The organism is Anoxynatronum sibiricum (assembly GCF_039414295.1).
GTDB lineage: Bacteria > Bacillota > Clostridia > Peptostreptococcales > Tindalliaceae > Anoxynatronum > Anoxynatronum sibiricum.
The window spans coordinates 173376-189126 of record NZ_JBCITM010000004.1; the positions used below are offsets into that span (position 1 = coordinate 173376).

The window sequence follows — 15751 nt, forward strand, 5'->3', positions numbered from 1 at the left end:
TATTAGTTTAGAAATGATGGAATATCAGTGGTGACAGACGGTATGGATTCATTCGTGACAATAAATGAATCTTGCTGATTCGTCTTGCCAACGAGATAAATTATGAATATAATAACAAGATGATGTTAGTTATAGCTAACGTACATTTTGTTCATGATGCATGACCAAAATGAGCTAAAGGTACGGAAAAGAGGGCTAATAAAACACAATAAGAAAGTGGGGTTGGGCATTATGAGTCTATCGAAACGGATTATGTTGTACATAAGCCTGCTGGTGCTGTTAATATCTGCAGGCTTAGGAGTAACAGCCCTGATCTTTGGGGATCGAATTATCACCAGCCAGGCAGAAGAGGCATTGCTGAGTCAGGCGGAAGATGGGGCGCGGCTGGTTTCTGAAATGGTGTCGCTCCGGTTGGAGATTCTGCAGGAGCTGGCCACTCGGACCGCTGTCAGTGGAATGAACTGGGATGAACAGGTGGAGAGCTTGAGTAGAGATATTCAACGGCTGGGATATCTTGATTTTGGTATTGTCACGTCCGATGGCAACGTGCGTTACATATCTGAGGGAAACACAACCAATTTGTCAGACAGAGAGTACGTAAAAAAAGCACTGGCAGGAGAACGAAATGTGTCAGATGTGATCATCAGCCGGGTCACTAATCAGTCGGTGCTGATGTATGCGGTTCCCATCATGGATGGAGACAGGGTTCAGGGAGCGCTGATTGCCAGAAGAGACGGCAATGCCCTCAGTCTGATTACTGATACCATGGGATTTGGCGAAACAGGCTATGCCTATGCCATTAACCGTCAGGGAACGGTGGTGGCCCATGGCAACCGGGATTTTGTCATGGACCAGTTCACTCCCGCTGCGCAGGTGCAGGAGGACGCTTCACTGGTGCCTCTGGCAGCAACTTTTGAATCGATCTTACATCATGAGACCGGGGTGGGCAGTTATACATATAATAACAACAACCTCTACAATGGTTATGCACCTATTCAAGGCACCAACTGGATTCTGGTGGTGACAGCCAACCAGGCAGAAGTGCTGTCAGGGCTCAATGTCCTCCGCAATATTCTGTTGATCAGCAGTCTGGCGTTCCTGGTGCTGGGGGCAGCTATTGCTTTTTTCATTGGTCGTTCCATTGCCGCTCCCATTACCAGGCTATCTGGAGCCCTTACACAACTGGCGCAATACGATCTGTCTTTTGATGAAAACAGCGAGGCAATGCGCTACAGCAACCGCAGCGATGAAATTGGCATTATTGCCAGCTCTTTGGCCACGATGCAGCAAAACTTAATCACCCTTATTAAACAGATCGGCGAAAACGCCCAGCAGGTGGCCTCTTCTTCGGAAGAACTGACGGCCACCAGCCAGCAGTCATCCACTTCGGCCAACGAAGTGGCCAAAACCATTGAGGAAATAGCCGACGGGGCTTCTCAGCAGGCACAAGACACCGAAAAAGGTGTTGCCAGTATCTCTGAACTGGGTGGTCTGATTGAAGATGATCAGCAGCAAATGGTACTGCTTAACAAGGCAGCAGAACAAGTAGGTGCCTTAAAAGATGAAGGCAACAAAAGCTTGCAGCTGGTGGTGGCAAAAACAACGGAGAGTGGTGAAGCCACCAGGGCAGTGAAACAGATTATTCGAATGACTGATGAAGGAGCCAAACAGATTCAGACTGCCAGTACCATGATTCAAAGCATTGCTGAGCAAACAAACTTGCTGGCATTGAATGCTGCCATTGAATCAGCCAGAGCTGGGGAAGCTGGACGGGGATTCGCGGTGGTGGCTGAAGAAATCCGCAAACTGGCAGAGCAGTCCAGTCAGTTTACGACTGAGATTGATGGGATTGTCAAGTCGCTGAAAGACAGAACGGGAGAAGCAGTGGTTACCATGGATCAAATGGAAAAGCTGGTGGAGATTCAGCATGAAAGGGTGCAAGAAACTGCTGGCAAATTTGAAGGTATTGACGAAGCTGTTCGTCAAATGCAAGTGGTGATTCAACATTTGAACGCATCAGGAAAGGCCATGGAGCAGAAAAAACAGGAAATGATTCATGTGATGGAAAACTTGTCAGCAATTTCTGAAGAAAATGCTGCTGGCACTCAACAAGCGTCAGCCTCTGTCGAAGAGCAGACATCTGCCATGGATGAAATTGCCCGTGCCAGTGAAACCCTGGCACAATTGGCGGAAGAAATGAATCGGGGGATTATGCAGTTTACCTATTAATGAAAGAATGGCAAAAAGCAGCAGAAGAAGGTTGATCCTGCGTCGTCCTTCCAATAGAATAATAAAAAAGATATATGTCGCGGTTAAAAGGGTAGGTAGCCTTTATGAACGAATTGTTTCGGACCAGGACACCATGGAAAGGAAGGCGCTGATGAATCTGGAGCTGCTTGTTTCTGAAAAAGTAAACATGGAGGTAACGAACAGGAACACAGGAGAAACACTGGTATTGAAATCCCTTCTGTTGGAGCAGGATGAAGAGACGTTATATCTGGCAGTCCCCATCCACCGGGGCGTGGAATACGTTTTGCACCAGGGGCAGCAAATGAAAGTGGTGTATTATCGGGAGAATGGGGTTTTCAGCCTTCAAACCCGATTTCTCCAAAAAGTCAAGCTGGGAGAGGTGGAGGCCTGCCGGCTGGTGATTGATGGAAAACCTGTCAAAATGCAGCGAAGGGATTATTTCCGACTCCCCTGTCTGTTGACAGCCCGACTGAAAAGCCTGTCCACAGGAGTGATTAGCCGGGTCACCTTCGATGAAGTCGAAGCTATCATTCATGACATCAGTGGCTCAGGAGCCAGGGGCATTTCTCACAAGCCGTTTGCCGAAAAAGATCAGGTGATTTGCACCCTTTTTCTTGACCCGGAAGAATTGACGGTAAAGGCAGAAATCATTCGATGCCAGCATCAGGCAGATGAGCGTCAATATGAACTGGGCATGCGATTCAGTGAAATAAGCGAAACACAGCAGGATCAACTTCTGGCATTTATTTTGAATCGTCAGCGTAACCTGCGGCAAAAGGGTTTGTTATAACATCACGCCCCCCGGCGGTTTGAAGTGGTGACACTTCAAACTGCCGGGGGTTTGTGATCATTAGCCAAGTTGCACGGGCAAATGTGTCGGGTTATAATGAGATACAGGATCTGAAAAAAAGCACCTGTTTTGTGACGACCAATGGATTAGTCAAAGGAGCGGATGTGGTGTCAAAGTTGAAAAGAGCGTTCATCTACCTGGTTATACTGGCCATACCATCGGCGGGCCTGCTGTATACAATACCCCGAAGCATTGAGCGGGAACTGCCTGCCGTTGAATATCGTTTGGGACGGCCTGAAGAAATGACATCTTATCAACTGCGGATTGAGGGCGTTATTCAACGCCGTCTGTTTGATCACAAACGATTTAGGGGGACCATTTGGCTGAATGACAGGGCGCTGACAGACTTGGATTTTCTGCTGCGTGAGTCAGGGGAACTGTTGATGGCCCGTGATCCTGAAACTGGTCAACGGGATCAGTATGGGGCAATCTATGTGGATGAGTCCATGAACAGGATCACCATTGCCGTGTTGGAGCCTGTCAGAATGTTTGGGATAGAAAGTTCAGAAAAGTTCTGGAATCAGGAAACGGGAAAAATGATCAGTGCACCGGCAGACAGTCGAAAAGATGCGTTACAACTTTCCAATGCCATCATGGCAACGATTCTGGAAAAGCCGCTGGAATAACGCGGCTTTTTAGGAGTGTTTGGGCTTGCGCCGCAGAAGTGAGGCTCGGGCAATTTTATCGGTTCCGTGTTTAAGGCGCACCTGGTCCATGATTTCATCAATTTTTTGCTGTTTTCGCTGGCGGTCATCATTTTCTATGGCCTTCGTGGGAGATAGATCAAAAATGGAAAGTTGCTGTGGTGACTCTTCTGCCTGAAATCCGCTGAGACTGATCCCAATTAACCGGACCCCCCGATTTGAAGGCCAGTGTTTCCTAAGAAGCTGATACCCTGTCTCGTAGAGTTCCTGGGTATAATGCGTGGCGGTGGGTAATGTCACCTGTCTGGTAATGGCCGAAAAGTCGTTGAACTTTATAGTGATTTGAACCACGTTCCCCGGCTTTCCATATTGCCTGGCCTGGTGAGCCACATCCTCTGCCAATCCCATAAAAAGGGTGCGAATCTCATCGATGTCATGAGCATCTTCCGCCAGTGTGGTTGAGCGGCCAATGGATTTCATATTTTCCCTCAGAGAGGGGACAATGGGGGCGGTGTCGATGCCGGAAGCCTTTCGCTGAAGTTCCAGAAAGGCATCCCCAAAATGCTGCATAAGAAGAGCGGGTGAAGCTGCTGCCAGATCTCCGATGGTCAAAATATTCAGACCAATAAGTTTTCCGGCGGTTTTTTGACCGATTCCATACATCGCTTCAACGGGAAGAGGCCATAATTTGTCAGCCACCTCTTCTGGCCAGAGGGTGGAAACACCCAAGGGTTTTTTGAAGTCAGCCGCCATCTTGGATAAGAATTTATTCCGGGCAATGCCAACGGAGCACCAGAGTGACAGACGTTCATCCAGCGCAGTCATTATTTGTTGGGCAGCGGCTTTGGGCGGCCCAAAGATTTTTTCGCTGCCGGTCATGTCCAGCCAGGCTTCATCAATACTGTTCTGTTCAATACAGGGAGAAAATTCTGCCAGAAGCGCCATTACCTCTCGTGATTTTTCGCTGTAATAATGGTGGTCAGGGGGCACTGAAATTAAGCCAGGACAGCGTCTCAAGGCCTCTTGAAGGCTCATGGCGGTCTTGACGCCGCATGCCCGGGCCTCATAATTGGCTGCCAAAATAATGCCGGTACGCTTTTGAGGATCACCGGCGACAGCAGCCGGCGTCCCTTTCAGATGGGGATGTCGGCTCATTTCGCATGTAATATAGTAGGCATTCATATCCACTAAGAACACGACCCGCGGCAACGTTTTCAAGGTAAGCCCCTTCCTGCTCAGACGGTAGACAAAGTACGGCCAAATTCCTTTTCTTCAACCTCATATGAACTGACTCTATTATATCATGCATTTCGAAGATGATTAAAGCCAACACGGCGATGAACTGAGAGGGATCACACACCGGCTGAAGTTCCGCTTCAATGTCTGAAGATGTCAGATTTTGATGAAACTTTATGACACGGCAGTATAAAAGAATGGTAAAATGGTAATAAGAGAGAAATATCAAGTGAACAGGATTTAATAGGCACAAAAAGGGGGAGCAGTATAGTGAAAAAAGTGTTGCTATGTGATGACTCCATGCTTGTTCGTCGCCAACTGAAAGATTATATTTCCCAACAACGTAAAGAACTCATAGTGATTGAAGCAGTAAATGGGATAGAGGCCCTGGAAAAATATGCGATCGAACGACCCGACCTGGTTCTCATGGATATTGTCATGCCTGAAATGGACGGTATTGGGTGCCTGAAAAGGATTCGGGACATTGACCCGCATGCGAAAGTCATTGTACTGTCATCTGTGGGAAACAGAGAAACACTTCTGGAAGCATTGGAGGCCGGCGCACTGGATTTCATTCAGAAACCCTGGACAGAAACAGTGATCAACCGGATACTTGACTTATATTAGGAACACAGGAGGTGCAGAAGGATGCTCAACTTATACTTTGGCAGCTATCTGCTGCAACAGCGGCTTATTGACCCGGAAACACTGCGAAAACTTCTGAAAGTTCAGCGGGAAACACACCTGCGGCTGGGAGTGCTGGCCATGCAGGAAGGCCTGATGACCGCAGAGCAGGTGAAAGAGATTAATGACATTCAGCGGCGGGTGGATGCCCTTTTTGGTGAAGTGGCTGTTCAGAAAGGCTATTTAACCCAGGAGACAGTGGATTCACTTTTGCAGATTCAGAAAAGGAGCACCGCTCGTCTGACCCAGTTGCTGCTGGATCATCAGTTGTTCACTTTCGATGAACTGGAAGCTATTCTGAAGGGTTTCAGAGAGTATAACCAGTTAAGTGCCGAAGAGGAAGCGGCACTGGAACGCGGCAATGTTGAGGGATTGCTGGCGCCCTACATGGTGCTGCAGTGTCAGTTGGCGGGAGTGACAGAAACCGAAGCTCTCACAGCTTATGGAAGCTTGTTTCTGCGCAATATGATTCGTTTCATTGACCCTGAGACAGTACTGGACATTGAAAGTCAGCAACTGCCCACAGGAGAAACGGTTGCGGTGAAACAGGTCTTTTCCATGGGCATTAACATGCAAACGGCTTTGGTGATGAAAGAAGGGGTCTATCAGAAAATGGCTGAAAAACATGCGCGCATGCCTGTGTCAGAATCAGTGGAATTAATGGATGCCTCTGTGCTGGAGTTTTTGAATCTGCACAATGGCCTCTATTCCATCTGGCTTTCAGATCATGAGATAAGACCATTCCTGGAACCACCGCTGAAATGGACAGCACAGCCGGATGTCAGTGGTGATGAATGGATTAAAGTACCCTTACAGACAGCATTTGGTCAGGTGATGCTGCTTTTGAAAGTTGAAGCAACACATTAACCATCGCTCGTGCCTGTTCTTGCTATTGAATAGCAGGAGCAGGCTTTTCTTTTTGCGGATGAAGACATTTTCTTTCTTTATTGTTTCGCTCCATGGGGTATGATAGAAAATGTATGCAAAAGAAAACGGTATACTGACACCTGTGAATAGACTGGAAGGAGCATGCTTGTGGAAGACAGGATGAAACTGATTACTTGTCGGTTCTTTTATACTGAGGCCCTCCACATCATCGAAACAGAAAAACTGAACGATGTTGATTTGGAATTCACCAAAGCGGGTTGCACTGATTGCCGCCTTGCGCAGAGCGAAGTCACAGATCCTGATTTTTTATCAAACACACAAATGATGCGTGTCGAAACCCAGGTCTATAACCAGATGGGGAGAACGACATCACCTGTGTTGCAGCGCTGTGCGCTTTTGCTCCTGGGTAATACATTGGCCACGCATCTAATCAAACAGGGAAAAGTGCTGGTGAGTCCCGGTTGGCTGATGAACTGGCAGCAACAGCTTTCTGAAATGATAGGCACCGGTGATTTTCAGGTGCAGAAAGCTTGTTTAAAATCAATGGGACAATTGCACCTGCTGGATAGTGGTGTTTACTCCAATGTTCATCAACAGCGCGTTGCTTTTCAGGAAGCAATGAACATTGAAATGACTTATCTGCCTGTGGGGTTGGATTACTACCGGGAAAAACTGCTGAATTGCCATTGCCAATGGCGCATGAGTCAAATATATACACAGATGAAACAAAAAACCAGGCAGATTTCAGCGTACACCCTGTTTTTTGAAAAACTGCCGGAGGCAGCTTCAATCAATCAGATGGAGGAGTTGATGGATCGGGGGTTTGATATTTTTGCCACATTGACAGGTGCCACCAGAATGGCTTTTCGATTTGCCGGTGAATACCAGTGGGGAACCACGTACTACTACCGCCACCAACACTATGCGTCAGAACTGGATAGCATTTTGAAACAACCTGAGTTTATCCAATATCGCCAAACAGTCAACGGAACGGGTTTTATCATCGGGATCCGACACCAAGAGCAGATGATTGGCTACATGGAGATTGATGATATACCTGTGCCGGCCTATCTGAGTTATTACATGGACCTTGCACAGATGGTGGGGGGGATTTTTGCCCTATTGCTGGTGAACGTGTTGCGTAACGAAACGCTTCATCGAGTGAAAGAAGAAGCAAGGGCAGAAAAAATGGCCAATCAGGCTAAAAATCATTTTCTTGCCAATATGTCTCACGAAATCAGAACACCTATGAACGGCTTTCAGGGAATGTTGCAGCTCATGCAGCTGACTGAGCTGACGGAAGAGCAGGAAGAATATCTGACTTATGCGCAAACTGCAGCAGACCGTCTGCTACGAGTCATGGATGATATTCTCAATTATTCCCGGATCGAAGCAGAACGGATAGCGTTTTTATCGGCAGCTTTCCAGCCCGCAGCACTCCTGCAGGAAACGGTGGAACTTTTTGAGATAGCGGCAAAACATCAGGGCAATGTGATGATCATGCACATTGCAGAAGAAATACCCCTCACCTTGTGGGGTGATCCCTTTAAATTGAGACAGGTATTGTCCAATCTCATTGGAAATGCCGTGAAATTTACCCGGAATGGGCGCATAACCGTTTCTCTCGGTAAGGGGAATCAAATGGAGTCAAACAAGCAGCAGCTGATTTTTACGGTTAAAGATACCGGCATTGGTATTGATGATTCAAAGCTGGAGATGATCTTTGAGCGATTTGGTCAGGTGGAGCCAGTGGACACCCGCCGCTATGGGGGAACAGGTCTGGGGCTTACCACTGCAAAAATGCTGGTGGAGAAAATGGGGGGCACCATTCAGGTGACAAGCCGAAAAAATGTGGGAAGCACGTTTTCCTTTACAGCTCTTTTTGATACGCATAAAACATCCAAACAAGCATAATGGAGAGTAACAGTTGAGATGGAGGGACAAAATGGCCAGAATACTGATTGTCGACGATTCGAAAACTGATATGATTTTTATCAGCAGCATGCTGGAAGAGCATGAGCTTTTCAGAGCCCAGGATGGCATTGAGGCCATGGAAATGCTGGACAGGCAGTCGGGAATTGATTTGATGATTCTTGACCTTAACATGCCGCGCATGAATGGGTTTGATGTGCTTCTGGCCATGCAGCAGCATCCCAAATATGCGACAGTCACCACCATTATTCTCACCAACCTGGAAGAAGTGGAAAATGAGGTGAAGGGACTGATGCTGGGGGCGGTGGATTACATCAGAAAACCTCTGAACATTGATGCGCTGAAAAAACGGATTGAGGTGCATCTGAATGTGCGCAATGTCCGTAAAAATGTGGAGAAACACAACCAAATTCTGGAGCAGATGGTCATGGATCGGACACGTGAATTGATGAACACCCGGGACATGACCATCCGCGCCTTCACTCGATTGCTGGAATTTCGGCATGCGGAAACAGCCAATCATTCCGGGCGTATCCAAGAGTTGATGGGTGTGCTTTGCCGGCAGATGGCCGTTGCCCCGGCCTTTTCAACACAGCTGGACCCAGTTAGAATCATGACGCTTTGTCAAACGGCACCCTTACATGATATTGGAAAAGCCGGATTAACCGACGAAGCCCTGTTTGTGTCCGAAACCACTTCTGAGAAGGCTGTCATGACACATCAGAAGCATGTGACATTTGGAGTGGAAGCCTTGAGAGAATACCTGGAGAAAGCGGAGGATAATGCCTTTCTCAAGACAGCCGTGGAACTCATTGAAACCCATCATGAGCACTATGATGGCAGCGGTTACCCCTCGGGCCTGGCTGGGGAGGCGATTCCACTGGGCGGGCGGATACTGGCGCTGGTAGATGCATACGATACAGCTGTGTGCCCGGCAGACCGGGAAAAAGCCATCACCCATGAGGCAGCAGTGGCCTTGATTCAATCTGAAAGTGGCCGAAAATTTGACCCGGCCATCGTTACGGTTTTTGAGACTGTGGCAGAAGATTTTCGAAAGCTGACCCACGGTACAGAAGCCAGGTTTGCCTGTAGAGGGTGATCATATGAACAGGAAAAGCATCTGTCAACCAAAAAAAAGGAAGTGCTGGTTATTCAGAAGCCTGTGTATGGCAGGAACTCTGTTGATGCTCGTGGTGATGATCAGCAGCATTCAGAAGGGGAACGCTGAGGCCGAAACCCCTCTAATAGAGCTGAGTCATGAAGAAGTTGAATTTACTGAAAGAAATCCTGAGATACGCATTGGCATTGATCCCCGATTTGTTCCTTTTGAATTTGTGGATGCATCGGGAAACTATCAGGGAATTGCAGCTGACTACCTTCAGCTTATCAGTGAGCGAACCGGCATCACCTTTAGCATGGACCCTTCCCTGACATGGAGAGAAGCTTACCAGAAAGCGATTGACCGGGAAATTGACATGCTTCCCAGTGTGGGACGAACAACAGAGCGGGAAACCTATTTTTTATTCTCAGAGCCTTACTATACCTTTGATCGGGTGATTGTGGTGGCGCGCCAGAATGAAACCATTGAACAACTGGGTGATCTTTTTCAGAAATCCGTGGCGGTGCAGGTAAACAGCTCCCACCACGGATTTCTCGATCAGTATGAAAGCATCGAACCCGTTTTGTATCAGACTGTCGAGGAAGCCCTTGCGGCAGTGAACCGGGGCAGTGAAACCGCGTTTATTGGCAATCTGGCCACCGTTAGCTATCTTAGCCGGCAGATGGGATTCACTGAGCTGAAATATGTTCCCGTGGAAATAGGGGAGCGGCAGTTTCTGCACATGGCAGTGCGGAACGACTGGCCTGAACTCCATCAGATCATCAACAAAGCACTGGCAACCATCACCGAGGAAGAGCGAATGACCATTAACAGCCGGTGGGTTGGCCTGGAGCAGCAAATTGATTACAGTGACATCATTCGAAATGTGATGGCTGTTGTCGTGGCTGCATTGCTTATAACAGGAGTCTCTTTTTTCTGGATTGTGCGGTTGAAAAAAGAAATTGCTGAAAAAAACATCATCCAGCAGGAGTTGAAGCTGGCTAAGGAAGAAGCAGAATCAGCCAACCAGGTAAAATCGATGTTTTTGGCCCGGATGTCCCACGAGATTCGCACACCGTTAAATGCCATCACCGGCCTGACGTACCTGATGAAAAAAACTGATGTGACCACCACACAAAAGATGCATCTGGACAAAATTGGGGAAGCTTCACGAACCATGTTGAGTATCGTCAATGATATCCTTGATTTTGCCAAAATAGAAGCCGGTAAAATTGACATCGAGCATATTTCCTTTGATTTGGATCAGGTATTGCAGGAGGTGGTGAACCTGGTGACCCACCAGATCAGAGAAAAAAAGATAGCCTTTCATCTGAACCGGGACCCGCGGCTGCCCATCTATTTTCACGGAGACCCCACCCGGGTGGAGCAGATACTGCTGAATGTGGTGAACAATGCCGTCAAATTCACAGAAACGGGTGAAATTGACTTGTCAGTACGACCGGTGGCGGTTCGGGAAGACACTCATTTCATTGAGTTCAGTGTTAAAGACACGGGAATCGGCATGGATGAAGAGCAAGTAACAAGGCTGTTTACACCCTTTGATCAGGCAGATGTCACCATTACCCGCCGCTATGGCGGTACAGGCTTGGGACTTTCCATTGTCAGTCATTTGGTTGATTTGATGAAGGGTGACATTAAGGTGTATAGTTCTCCGGGAGAGGGAACCACCTTTCTGATGACCATTCCCATGACAGAAGACAGAGAAAAGGCCTTTGAAGAGAAACAGCGACAGGCATCTTTGTACTTTAAAGATTTGCGGGTATTGGTGTTGGAAAAAAATTCGCAGCAGCGGGAGCGATTAGCCACTTATTTGGAAGCCTTCAATTTGTCGGCAGAATTTTCATCCTCGGAGAACCAGGCGCTTCAACTGGTGAAATCCACTGGTCCTAAGGGTCGCAAACCTTATGACCTGCTTATTATGGATCTGGATCACCTCTACCAGGAAACGGCTGACTTCACCCAACGCATCACCGCTGAGCAACCGCCGGACACACCAATGAAGATCATGGGATTTGTTCCCCTCGACAGGGAAGAGATCTTTGATCAGCTCGAGGATTACGGAATCGACATGGGGGTTGGAAAACCTGTGATACCGTCTGTGCTTTTCAATGGGATTCTCCAACTGTTTAATGACCAGGTCATGACAAAGCATCGGAATGCCATGGCAATTGGATCTGAGAATGTTCAACGTCTGCAGGCAACAGCGCATGCCCTGGTGGTGGAAGATAACCGGACAAATCAATTAATAGCCAAATCCATTTTAGAAGAAGCGGGGTTTACGGTGTCAGTGGCGGAAAATGGACTGGAAGGGCTTCAAATGTATCGAAAAATGGCAGACGCAGTGGATGTCATCCTCATGGATTTGCACATGCCGGTCATGAACGGATTGGATGCCGCCGCACTTATACGCAAAGAAAATGAACAGGTTCCAATGATTGCCATGACGGCAGACGCCATCACCGGCGTTGAGGAAAAATGCCGCCAGGCGGGGATGGCATACTACGTCAGTAAACCCTATGATCCGCCGGAATTTGTGAAGACTGTGATCATGGTACTGAAGCAAAAAGAGCCTTCCAGTGAACCGGAAACGACTGAAGAGGACAACCCTTCATCACTGAATGAAATGGATGGGCTCCGGCGCATTGGAAACAACCGGGAGCTCTATCGGCTGGTGCTGGATTCATTTCAGGAAGAAAATGAAGGGGCAGCTGAAGTGTTGAAGCAGCAGCTGGAGGCAGAGGATGTTGAGGGAGCTGTTCAAACTGTTCACAAGATCAAGAGCAGCGCAGGTAACATTGGCGCAGTTGAACTCCGAAAAATCGCAGCGGCACTTCAGGACGCATTGACGGGTGGCGAGAAAGATGAATGGAATCCACTGGCACGCCAGTTTAGCATTGAGTTGGCACAGGTGCTGTCAGAAATTCAGGAGAAACTGCAGCGCCATGATGAATCACTTGAAATAACAAAAGCCCCCGTCGCGATTGATTCAGTGGAAGAAGCAGATAGAAACATGTAGAAGCGCTTGAACAGATGGTTTGAGGGTATAAGAAGGAGAAGACGAAATGATTCTCATTGCCGGAAAAAAGGAATGATGCCGGCAGAAAGTGTGGTGAGCCGACATGACATTTCAAAAATCCGCTTCGTTACGGGGAGAGGGTATCAACCGCTCCCGTATCCTCTTTGTAGAAGACAATGATATTAGTCGGGAACTGATTCGCCGCATTTTTAAAAGGATGAAAGAGTTGACGGTGGATGTCGCCAAAGATGGAATGGAAGCGCTGGCGTTACATCAACAGTATGATTATCAGCTTATTTTCATGGACCTGCAGATGCCATCCATGAATGGAATTGAAGTTACCAGGGAGATTCGACGACGAGAACAGGAAGATGGTTTGAACTACACGCCGGTGATAGCTGTTACCGCCTACGTGGGAGAAGAAGATCGTCAGCGATGCCTGGAGGCCGGCATGAACGATTTTTTAACCAAACCGGTGGATACAGAGGCCTTGGTAAAAAAAATAATCAGCCATACCAGAAACCTGCCCGAAGATGAAACCTCAGAGTCTGAGGAACGTCATCATGAATGAAGAAGCGGTTGTTGGCATCCATTGACCCTCGTAGTCAAGTGTGTTAGAATCATAGTGATTTTTGACAGAGGAGGGTCGGATGATGGAAGAACAGGAAACGTTACTGCTTGAAATTATTGCAGCCATCAAGAATGAAGACACCCATACCCTCCGGCAGTTTCTGGACGAAATTCATCCCTATGACATGGCGCAGGCATTGCTGCAGTTGGATGAAGATGAACGTGTTCTTTTTCATAAACTGACAGATGAAGAGCTGGCTGACCTGATCGAAGAGCTTGATTATGAAGAACAACAGTCCCTGCTTCAGAAACTGGGCCCTGCCAGGGGCATTCGAATCATCGAAAAAATGGCACCGGATGATGCCGTTGATTATCTGGGTGAGCTGGAAGAATCTGAACGAAAAGAAATCATCAGCAGATTGAATCCTGCCTTTGCGGCAGACATCAACCAATTGTTGCGTTACCCTGAAAACACCGCCGGGGGCTTGATGACAACCGAATTTTTCGTGCTGTATGCCACAGATACGGTGGAACGGGCGATTCAGCGTCTCCGAGAGCTGGCACCGGACGCCGAAAGTGCATACTACTTGTACGTCATCGATGAGAAACATCAACTGACTGGTGTTATTTCCATTCGAGAGTTAATTGTTGCACCGCCTGAAACCCTGGTGGAGCAAATCATGTCTGAAAGAGTCGTTTCAGTGCCGGTGGAAATGGATCAGGAAGAAGTGGCACGCACCATGAGCAATTACGGCTTTCTGGCCGTGCCCGTGGTGAAAGGTAACAAGATGGTGGGTGTGATCACTGTGGATGATGCCATTGACGTACTGGAGGAAGAAGCTTCTGAAGATATGATGAAATTCGGGGGGATTACCGGAACAGATGCCGGCATGCAGGATTTGAGCATAGGACCCCTGAAATCGGCCATGGGCCGGATCCCCTGGCTGGTTTTACTGCTGGGTGTCGGTATCATGGCGGGTAACATCATCGCTTTTTTTGAAGACACTCTGGATGCCGTTGTGGTACTGGCTGTTTTTATTCCTATGATTGCAGGAATGGCTGGGAACACTGGTACCCAGTCACTGGCGGTAGTCGTGCGCGGTTTGACGATGGGTCAGTTTAAAGGCAAAGACGTTTGGCGGCTGATTCGCCGTGAAGCGGTGGTCGGAGTTTTTATTGGCCTTGTAAATGGACTGATTATCAGCATTGTTGCAGCTTTGTGGCAAAAAAGCCTGATGTTGGGTTTTGTCATCGGGTTGTCCCTGTCAGTCACACTTTTTTTTGCAACACTGGCCGGTACGATTGTGCCGCTCATCATGGCAAAAATGAAAATTGACCCGGCTTTTGCATCAGGTCCTTTCATTACAACCATCAATGACCTGGTGGGGTTGACCATTTACTTCACGGTGGCTACCCTGTTTATGCAGTACCTGATATAAAACCCCACGCTTTCGGGCAAAGGAGGGAAACAAATGGAACAGCGGGAACGGATTAAACTGAAGCAGCAGATACAGCAGATTAACAGCTCATTGTCCGAGGGCGATGCGCAGAAAATCATGGAACTATTGGAAAAGGAAGTCCAGAAAGTTGAACGCAAAATGATGATCACCCTGGAGATAAAAGAAATGCTGGAAGACTGGCTTGAGGAAGAATATGAAGAGGATGATGGCGACCGGGTCATCCATTAACTTAATCATTCGAAGATACCTTCACCAACGAAGAGCTGCCATGAGCGGCTCTTGTTTTTTGCTTGACAGGCGGTTTTGATCTGGTATTTACACAGGCTTCATAAAGTTGACACAGATTACTTGACAGAGCAGAGAAATAGAGCTATTCTATACAAATGAACTATACCGGCTGGACGGTACATTTTCAGCGCGGAGGTGGTGAGAAAGGAGCTAGTGATGGCACAGGAAAGCACGAAAGAAAAGATCTTGAAAATGGCAAAGGAAATCATTCTTGATAAGGGTGTGAATCATTTCACTCTGGAAGAGGTGGCCAAGCAGGCAGGCATTAGCAAGGGTGGATTGCTCTACCATTTTAACAGCAAGGAAGCATTGATTAAGGGGATGCTGCAGCATTACATGAATGATGTGGCGGTGGAAATGGGAATTTCACAGGAAACAACGGACAAGATGCGCGTGGAGCGCGTGTTGCTGGAAAGCATTAGACAGATGGGTCATAACCCATGTGAATACGAGAAAAACAGTGCCGGCTTATTGGCTGCCATTGTCATGAACCGGGAGCTGATTGAACCATTAAAGGAGTACCATCACAACATGTCAACGTGGATTGCGGCCTGTGATGATTCGACGCTGGCACACATCCTTTTTTTTGCCCTCGCAGGTATACGCCTGTCCACCATGATGGGCCTGAATGATTTTGATAATGAAGCGCAGGAGCAGCTGCTGAGTCGAATGGCACAGATGGCCAGGGATATCAACCATCAAGATACGGAAGCATGAACAGGATTTGCTCAGAAATTATATAAGTTGATGAAACAAGTGGACAAAGATCCCGTAGTGAAAGATAACCAACAACCAGCATCACAGATCATTGAT

13 protein-coding genes are annotated in these 15751 nt (G+C 47.7%); 12 read left to right on the top strand and 1 reads right to left on the bottom strand.

Annotated elements, in window-relative coordinates:
- The first annotated feature begins 231 nt into the window (after nucleotides 1-231).
- The 3 genes from AAIG11_RS05930 (at nucleotide 232) to AAIG11_RS05940 (ending at nucleotide 3726) form a co-directional block, all read left to right on the top strand.
- On the top strand, nucleotides 232-2229 hold the full coding sequence (locus AAIG11_RS05930) for a methyl-accepting chemotaxis protein (protein WP_343185317.1): 1998 nt from the start codon (nucleotides 232-234) through the stop codon (nucleotides 2227-2229).
- 151 nt (nucleotides 2230-2380) lie between these two features.
- Nucleotides 2381-3040 (top strand): flagellar brake protein, encoded by a 660-nt coding sequence (locus AAIG11_RS05935; protein ID WP_343185318.1) that lies wholly within the window; start codon nucleotides 2381-2383, stop codon nucleotides 3038-3040.
- A gap of 53 nt (nucleotides 3041-3093) precedes the next feature.
- Nucleotides 3094-3726 carry a hypothetical protein gene (locus AAIG11_RS05940; protein WP_343185319.1) on the top strand — a complete coding sequence of 211 codons (633 nt, stop codon included), beginning with the start codon at nucleotides 3094-3096 and terminating at the stop codon, nucleotides 3724-3726.
- Nucleotides 3727-3735: 9 nt separating this feature from the next.
- Here the strand turns inward: AAIG11_RS05940 and dinB are convergent, their stop codons facing one another.
- Complete coding sequence (dinB, locus tag AAIG11_RS05945; RefSeq protein WP_343185320.1) at nucleotides 3736-4962, bottom strand: DNA polymerase IV; 1227 nt, start codon at nucleotides 4960-4962, stop codon at nucleotides 3736-3738.
- Between the two features lie 288 nt (nucleotides 4963-5250).
- Between dinB and AAIG11_RS05950 the strand changes: the two genes are divergently transcribed.
- The 9 genes from AAIG11_RS05950 to AAIG11_RS05990 all read left to right on the top strand — a co-directional run bounded on the left by AAIG11_RS05950 (nucleotide 5251) and on the right by AAIG11_RS05990 (nucleotide 15655).
- Entirely contained in the window at nucleotides 5251-5607 is a 357-nt protein-coding gene (locus AAIG11_RS05950) for a response regulator (RefSeq protein WP_343185321.1), read from the top strand.
- A gap of 21 nt (nucleotides 5608-5628) precedes the next feature.
- A complete protein-coding gene (locus AAIG11_RS05955) occupies nucleotides 5629-6531 on the top strand; it encodes a hypothetical protein (protein ID WP_343185322.1) in 903 nt (300 codons plus the stop codon).
- A gap of 180 nt (nucleotides 6532-6711) precedes the next feature.
- Nucleotides 6712-8466 carry a sensor histidine kinase gene (locus AAIG11_RS05960; RefSeq protein WP_343185323.1) on the top strand — a complete coding sequence of 585 codons (1755 nt, stop codon included), beginning with the start codon at nucleotides 6712-6714 and terminating at the stop codon, nucleotides 8464-8466.
- A 31-nt stretch (nucleotides 8467-8497) separates the two neighbouring features.
- The gene (locus AAIG11_RS05965; protein WP_343185324.1) at nucleotides 8498-9583 is read left to right on the top strand and encodes an HD-GYP domain-containing protein; all 1086 of its coding nucleotides are present in this window, start codon (nucleotides 8498-8500) and stop codon (nucleotides 9581-9583) included.
- A gap of 67 nt (nucleotides 9584-9650) precedes the next feature.
- The gene (locus AAIG11_RS05970) at nucleotides 9651-12620 is read left to right on the top strand and encodes an ATP-binding protein (RefSeq protein WP_343185325.1); all 2970 of its coding nucleotides are present in this window, start codon (nucleotides 9651-9653) and stop codon (nucleotides 12618-12620) included.
- 103 nt (nucleotides 12621-12723) lie between these two features.
- On the top strand, nucleotides 12724-13191 hold the full coding sequence (locus AAIG11_RS05975; protein ID WP_343185326.1) for a response regulator: 468 nt from the start codon (nucleotides 12724-12726) through the stop codon (nucleotides 13189-13191).
- A gap of 82 nt (nucleotides 13192-13273) precedes the next feature.
- Nucleotides 13274-14629 carry a magnesium transporter gene (gene mgtE / locus AAIG11_RS05980; protein ID WP_343185327.1) on the top strand — a complete coding sequence of 452 codons (1356 nt, stop codon included), beginning with the start codon at nucleotides 13274-13276 and terminating at the stop codon, nucleotides 14627-14629.
- Nucleotides 14630-14662: 33 nt separating this feature from the next.
- Nucleotides 14663-14878: a hypothetical protein gene (locus AAIG11_RS05985; protein ID WP_283409701.1), complete on the top strand. Its 216-nt coding sequence runs from the start codon at nucleotides 14663-14665 to the stop codon at nucleotides 14876-14878.
- A gap of 216 nt (nucleotides 14879-15094) precedes the next feature.
- Nucleotides 15095-15655, top strand: a complete 561-nt coding sequence (locus AAIG11_RS05990) for a TetR/AcrR family transcriptional regulator (RefSeq protein WP_343185328.1) — start codon at nucleotides 15095-15097, stop codon at nucleotides 15653-15655.
- The last annotated feature ends 96 nt before the right edge of the window (nucleotides 15656-15751 follow it).

What these genes read in the sequence shown, in the direction of transcription:
- AAIG11_RS05990 (WP_343185328.1), top strand. Translation starts at nt 15,095, where the DNA reads ATGGCACAGGAAAGCACGAAAGAAAAGATCTTGAAAATGGCAAAGGAA.
- AAIG11_RS05930 (WP_343185317.1), top strand. Translation starts at nt 232, where the DNA reads ATGAGTCTATCGAAACGGATTATGTTGTACATAAGCCTGCTGGTGCTG.
- AAIG11_RS05965 (WP_343185324.1), top strand. Translation starts at nt 8,498, where the DNA reads ATGGCCAGAATACTGATTGTCGACGATTCGAAAACTGATATGATTTTT.
- AAIG11_RS05935 (WP_343185318.1), top strand. Translation starts at nt 2,381, where the DNA reads ATGAATCTGGAGCTGCTTGTTTCTGAAAAAGTAAACATGGAGGTAACG.
- AAIG11_RS05960 (WP_343185323.1), top strand. Translation starts at nt 6,712, where the DNA reads ATGAAACTGATTACTTGTCGGTTCTTTTATACTGAGGCCCTCCACATC.
- AAIG11_RS05985 (WP_283409701.1), top strand. Translation starts at nt 14,663, where the DNA reads ATGGAACAGCGGGAACGGATTAAACTGAAGCAGCAGATACAGCAGATT.
- AAIG11_RS05970 (WP_343185325.1), top strand. Translation starts at nt 9,651, where the DNA reads ATGGCAGGAACTCTGTTGATGCTCGTGGTGATGATCAGCAGCATTCAG.
- AAIG11_RS05955 (WP_343185322.1), top strand. Translation starts at nt 5,629, where the DNA reads ATGCTCAACTTATACTTTGGCAGCTATCTGCTGCAACAGCGGCTTATT.
- AAIG11_RS05975 (WP_343185326.1), top strand. Translation starts at nt 12,724, where the DNA reads ATGACATTTCAAAAATCCGCTTCGTTACGGGGAGAGGGTATCAACCGC.
- mgtE (WP_343185327.1), top strand. Translation starts at nt 13,274, where the DNA reads ATGGAAGAACAGGAAACGTTACTGCTTGAAATTATTGCAGCCATCAAG.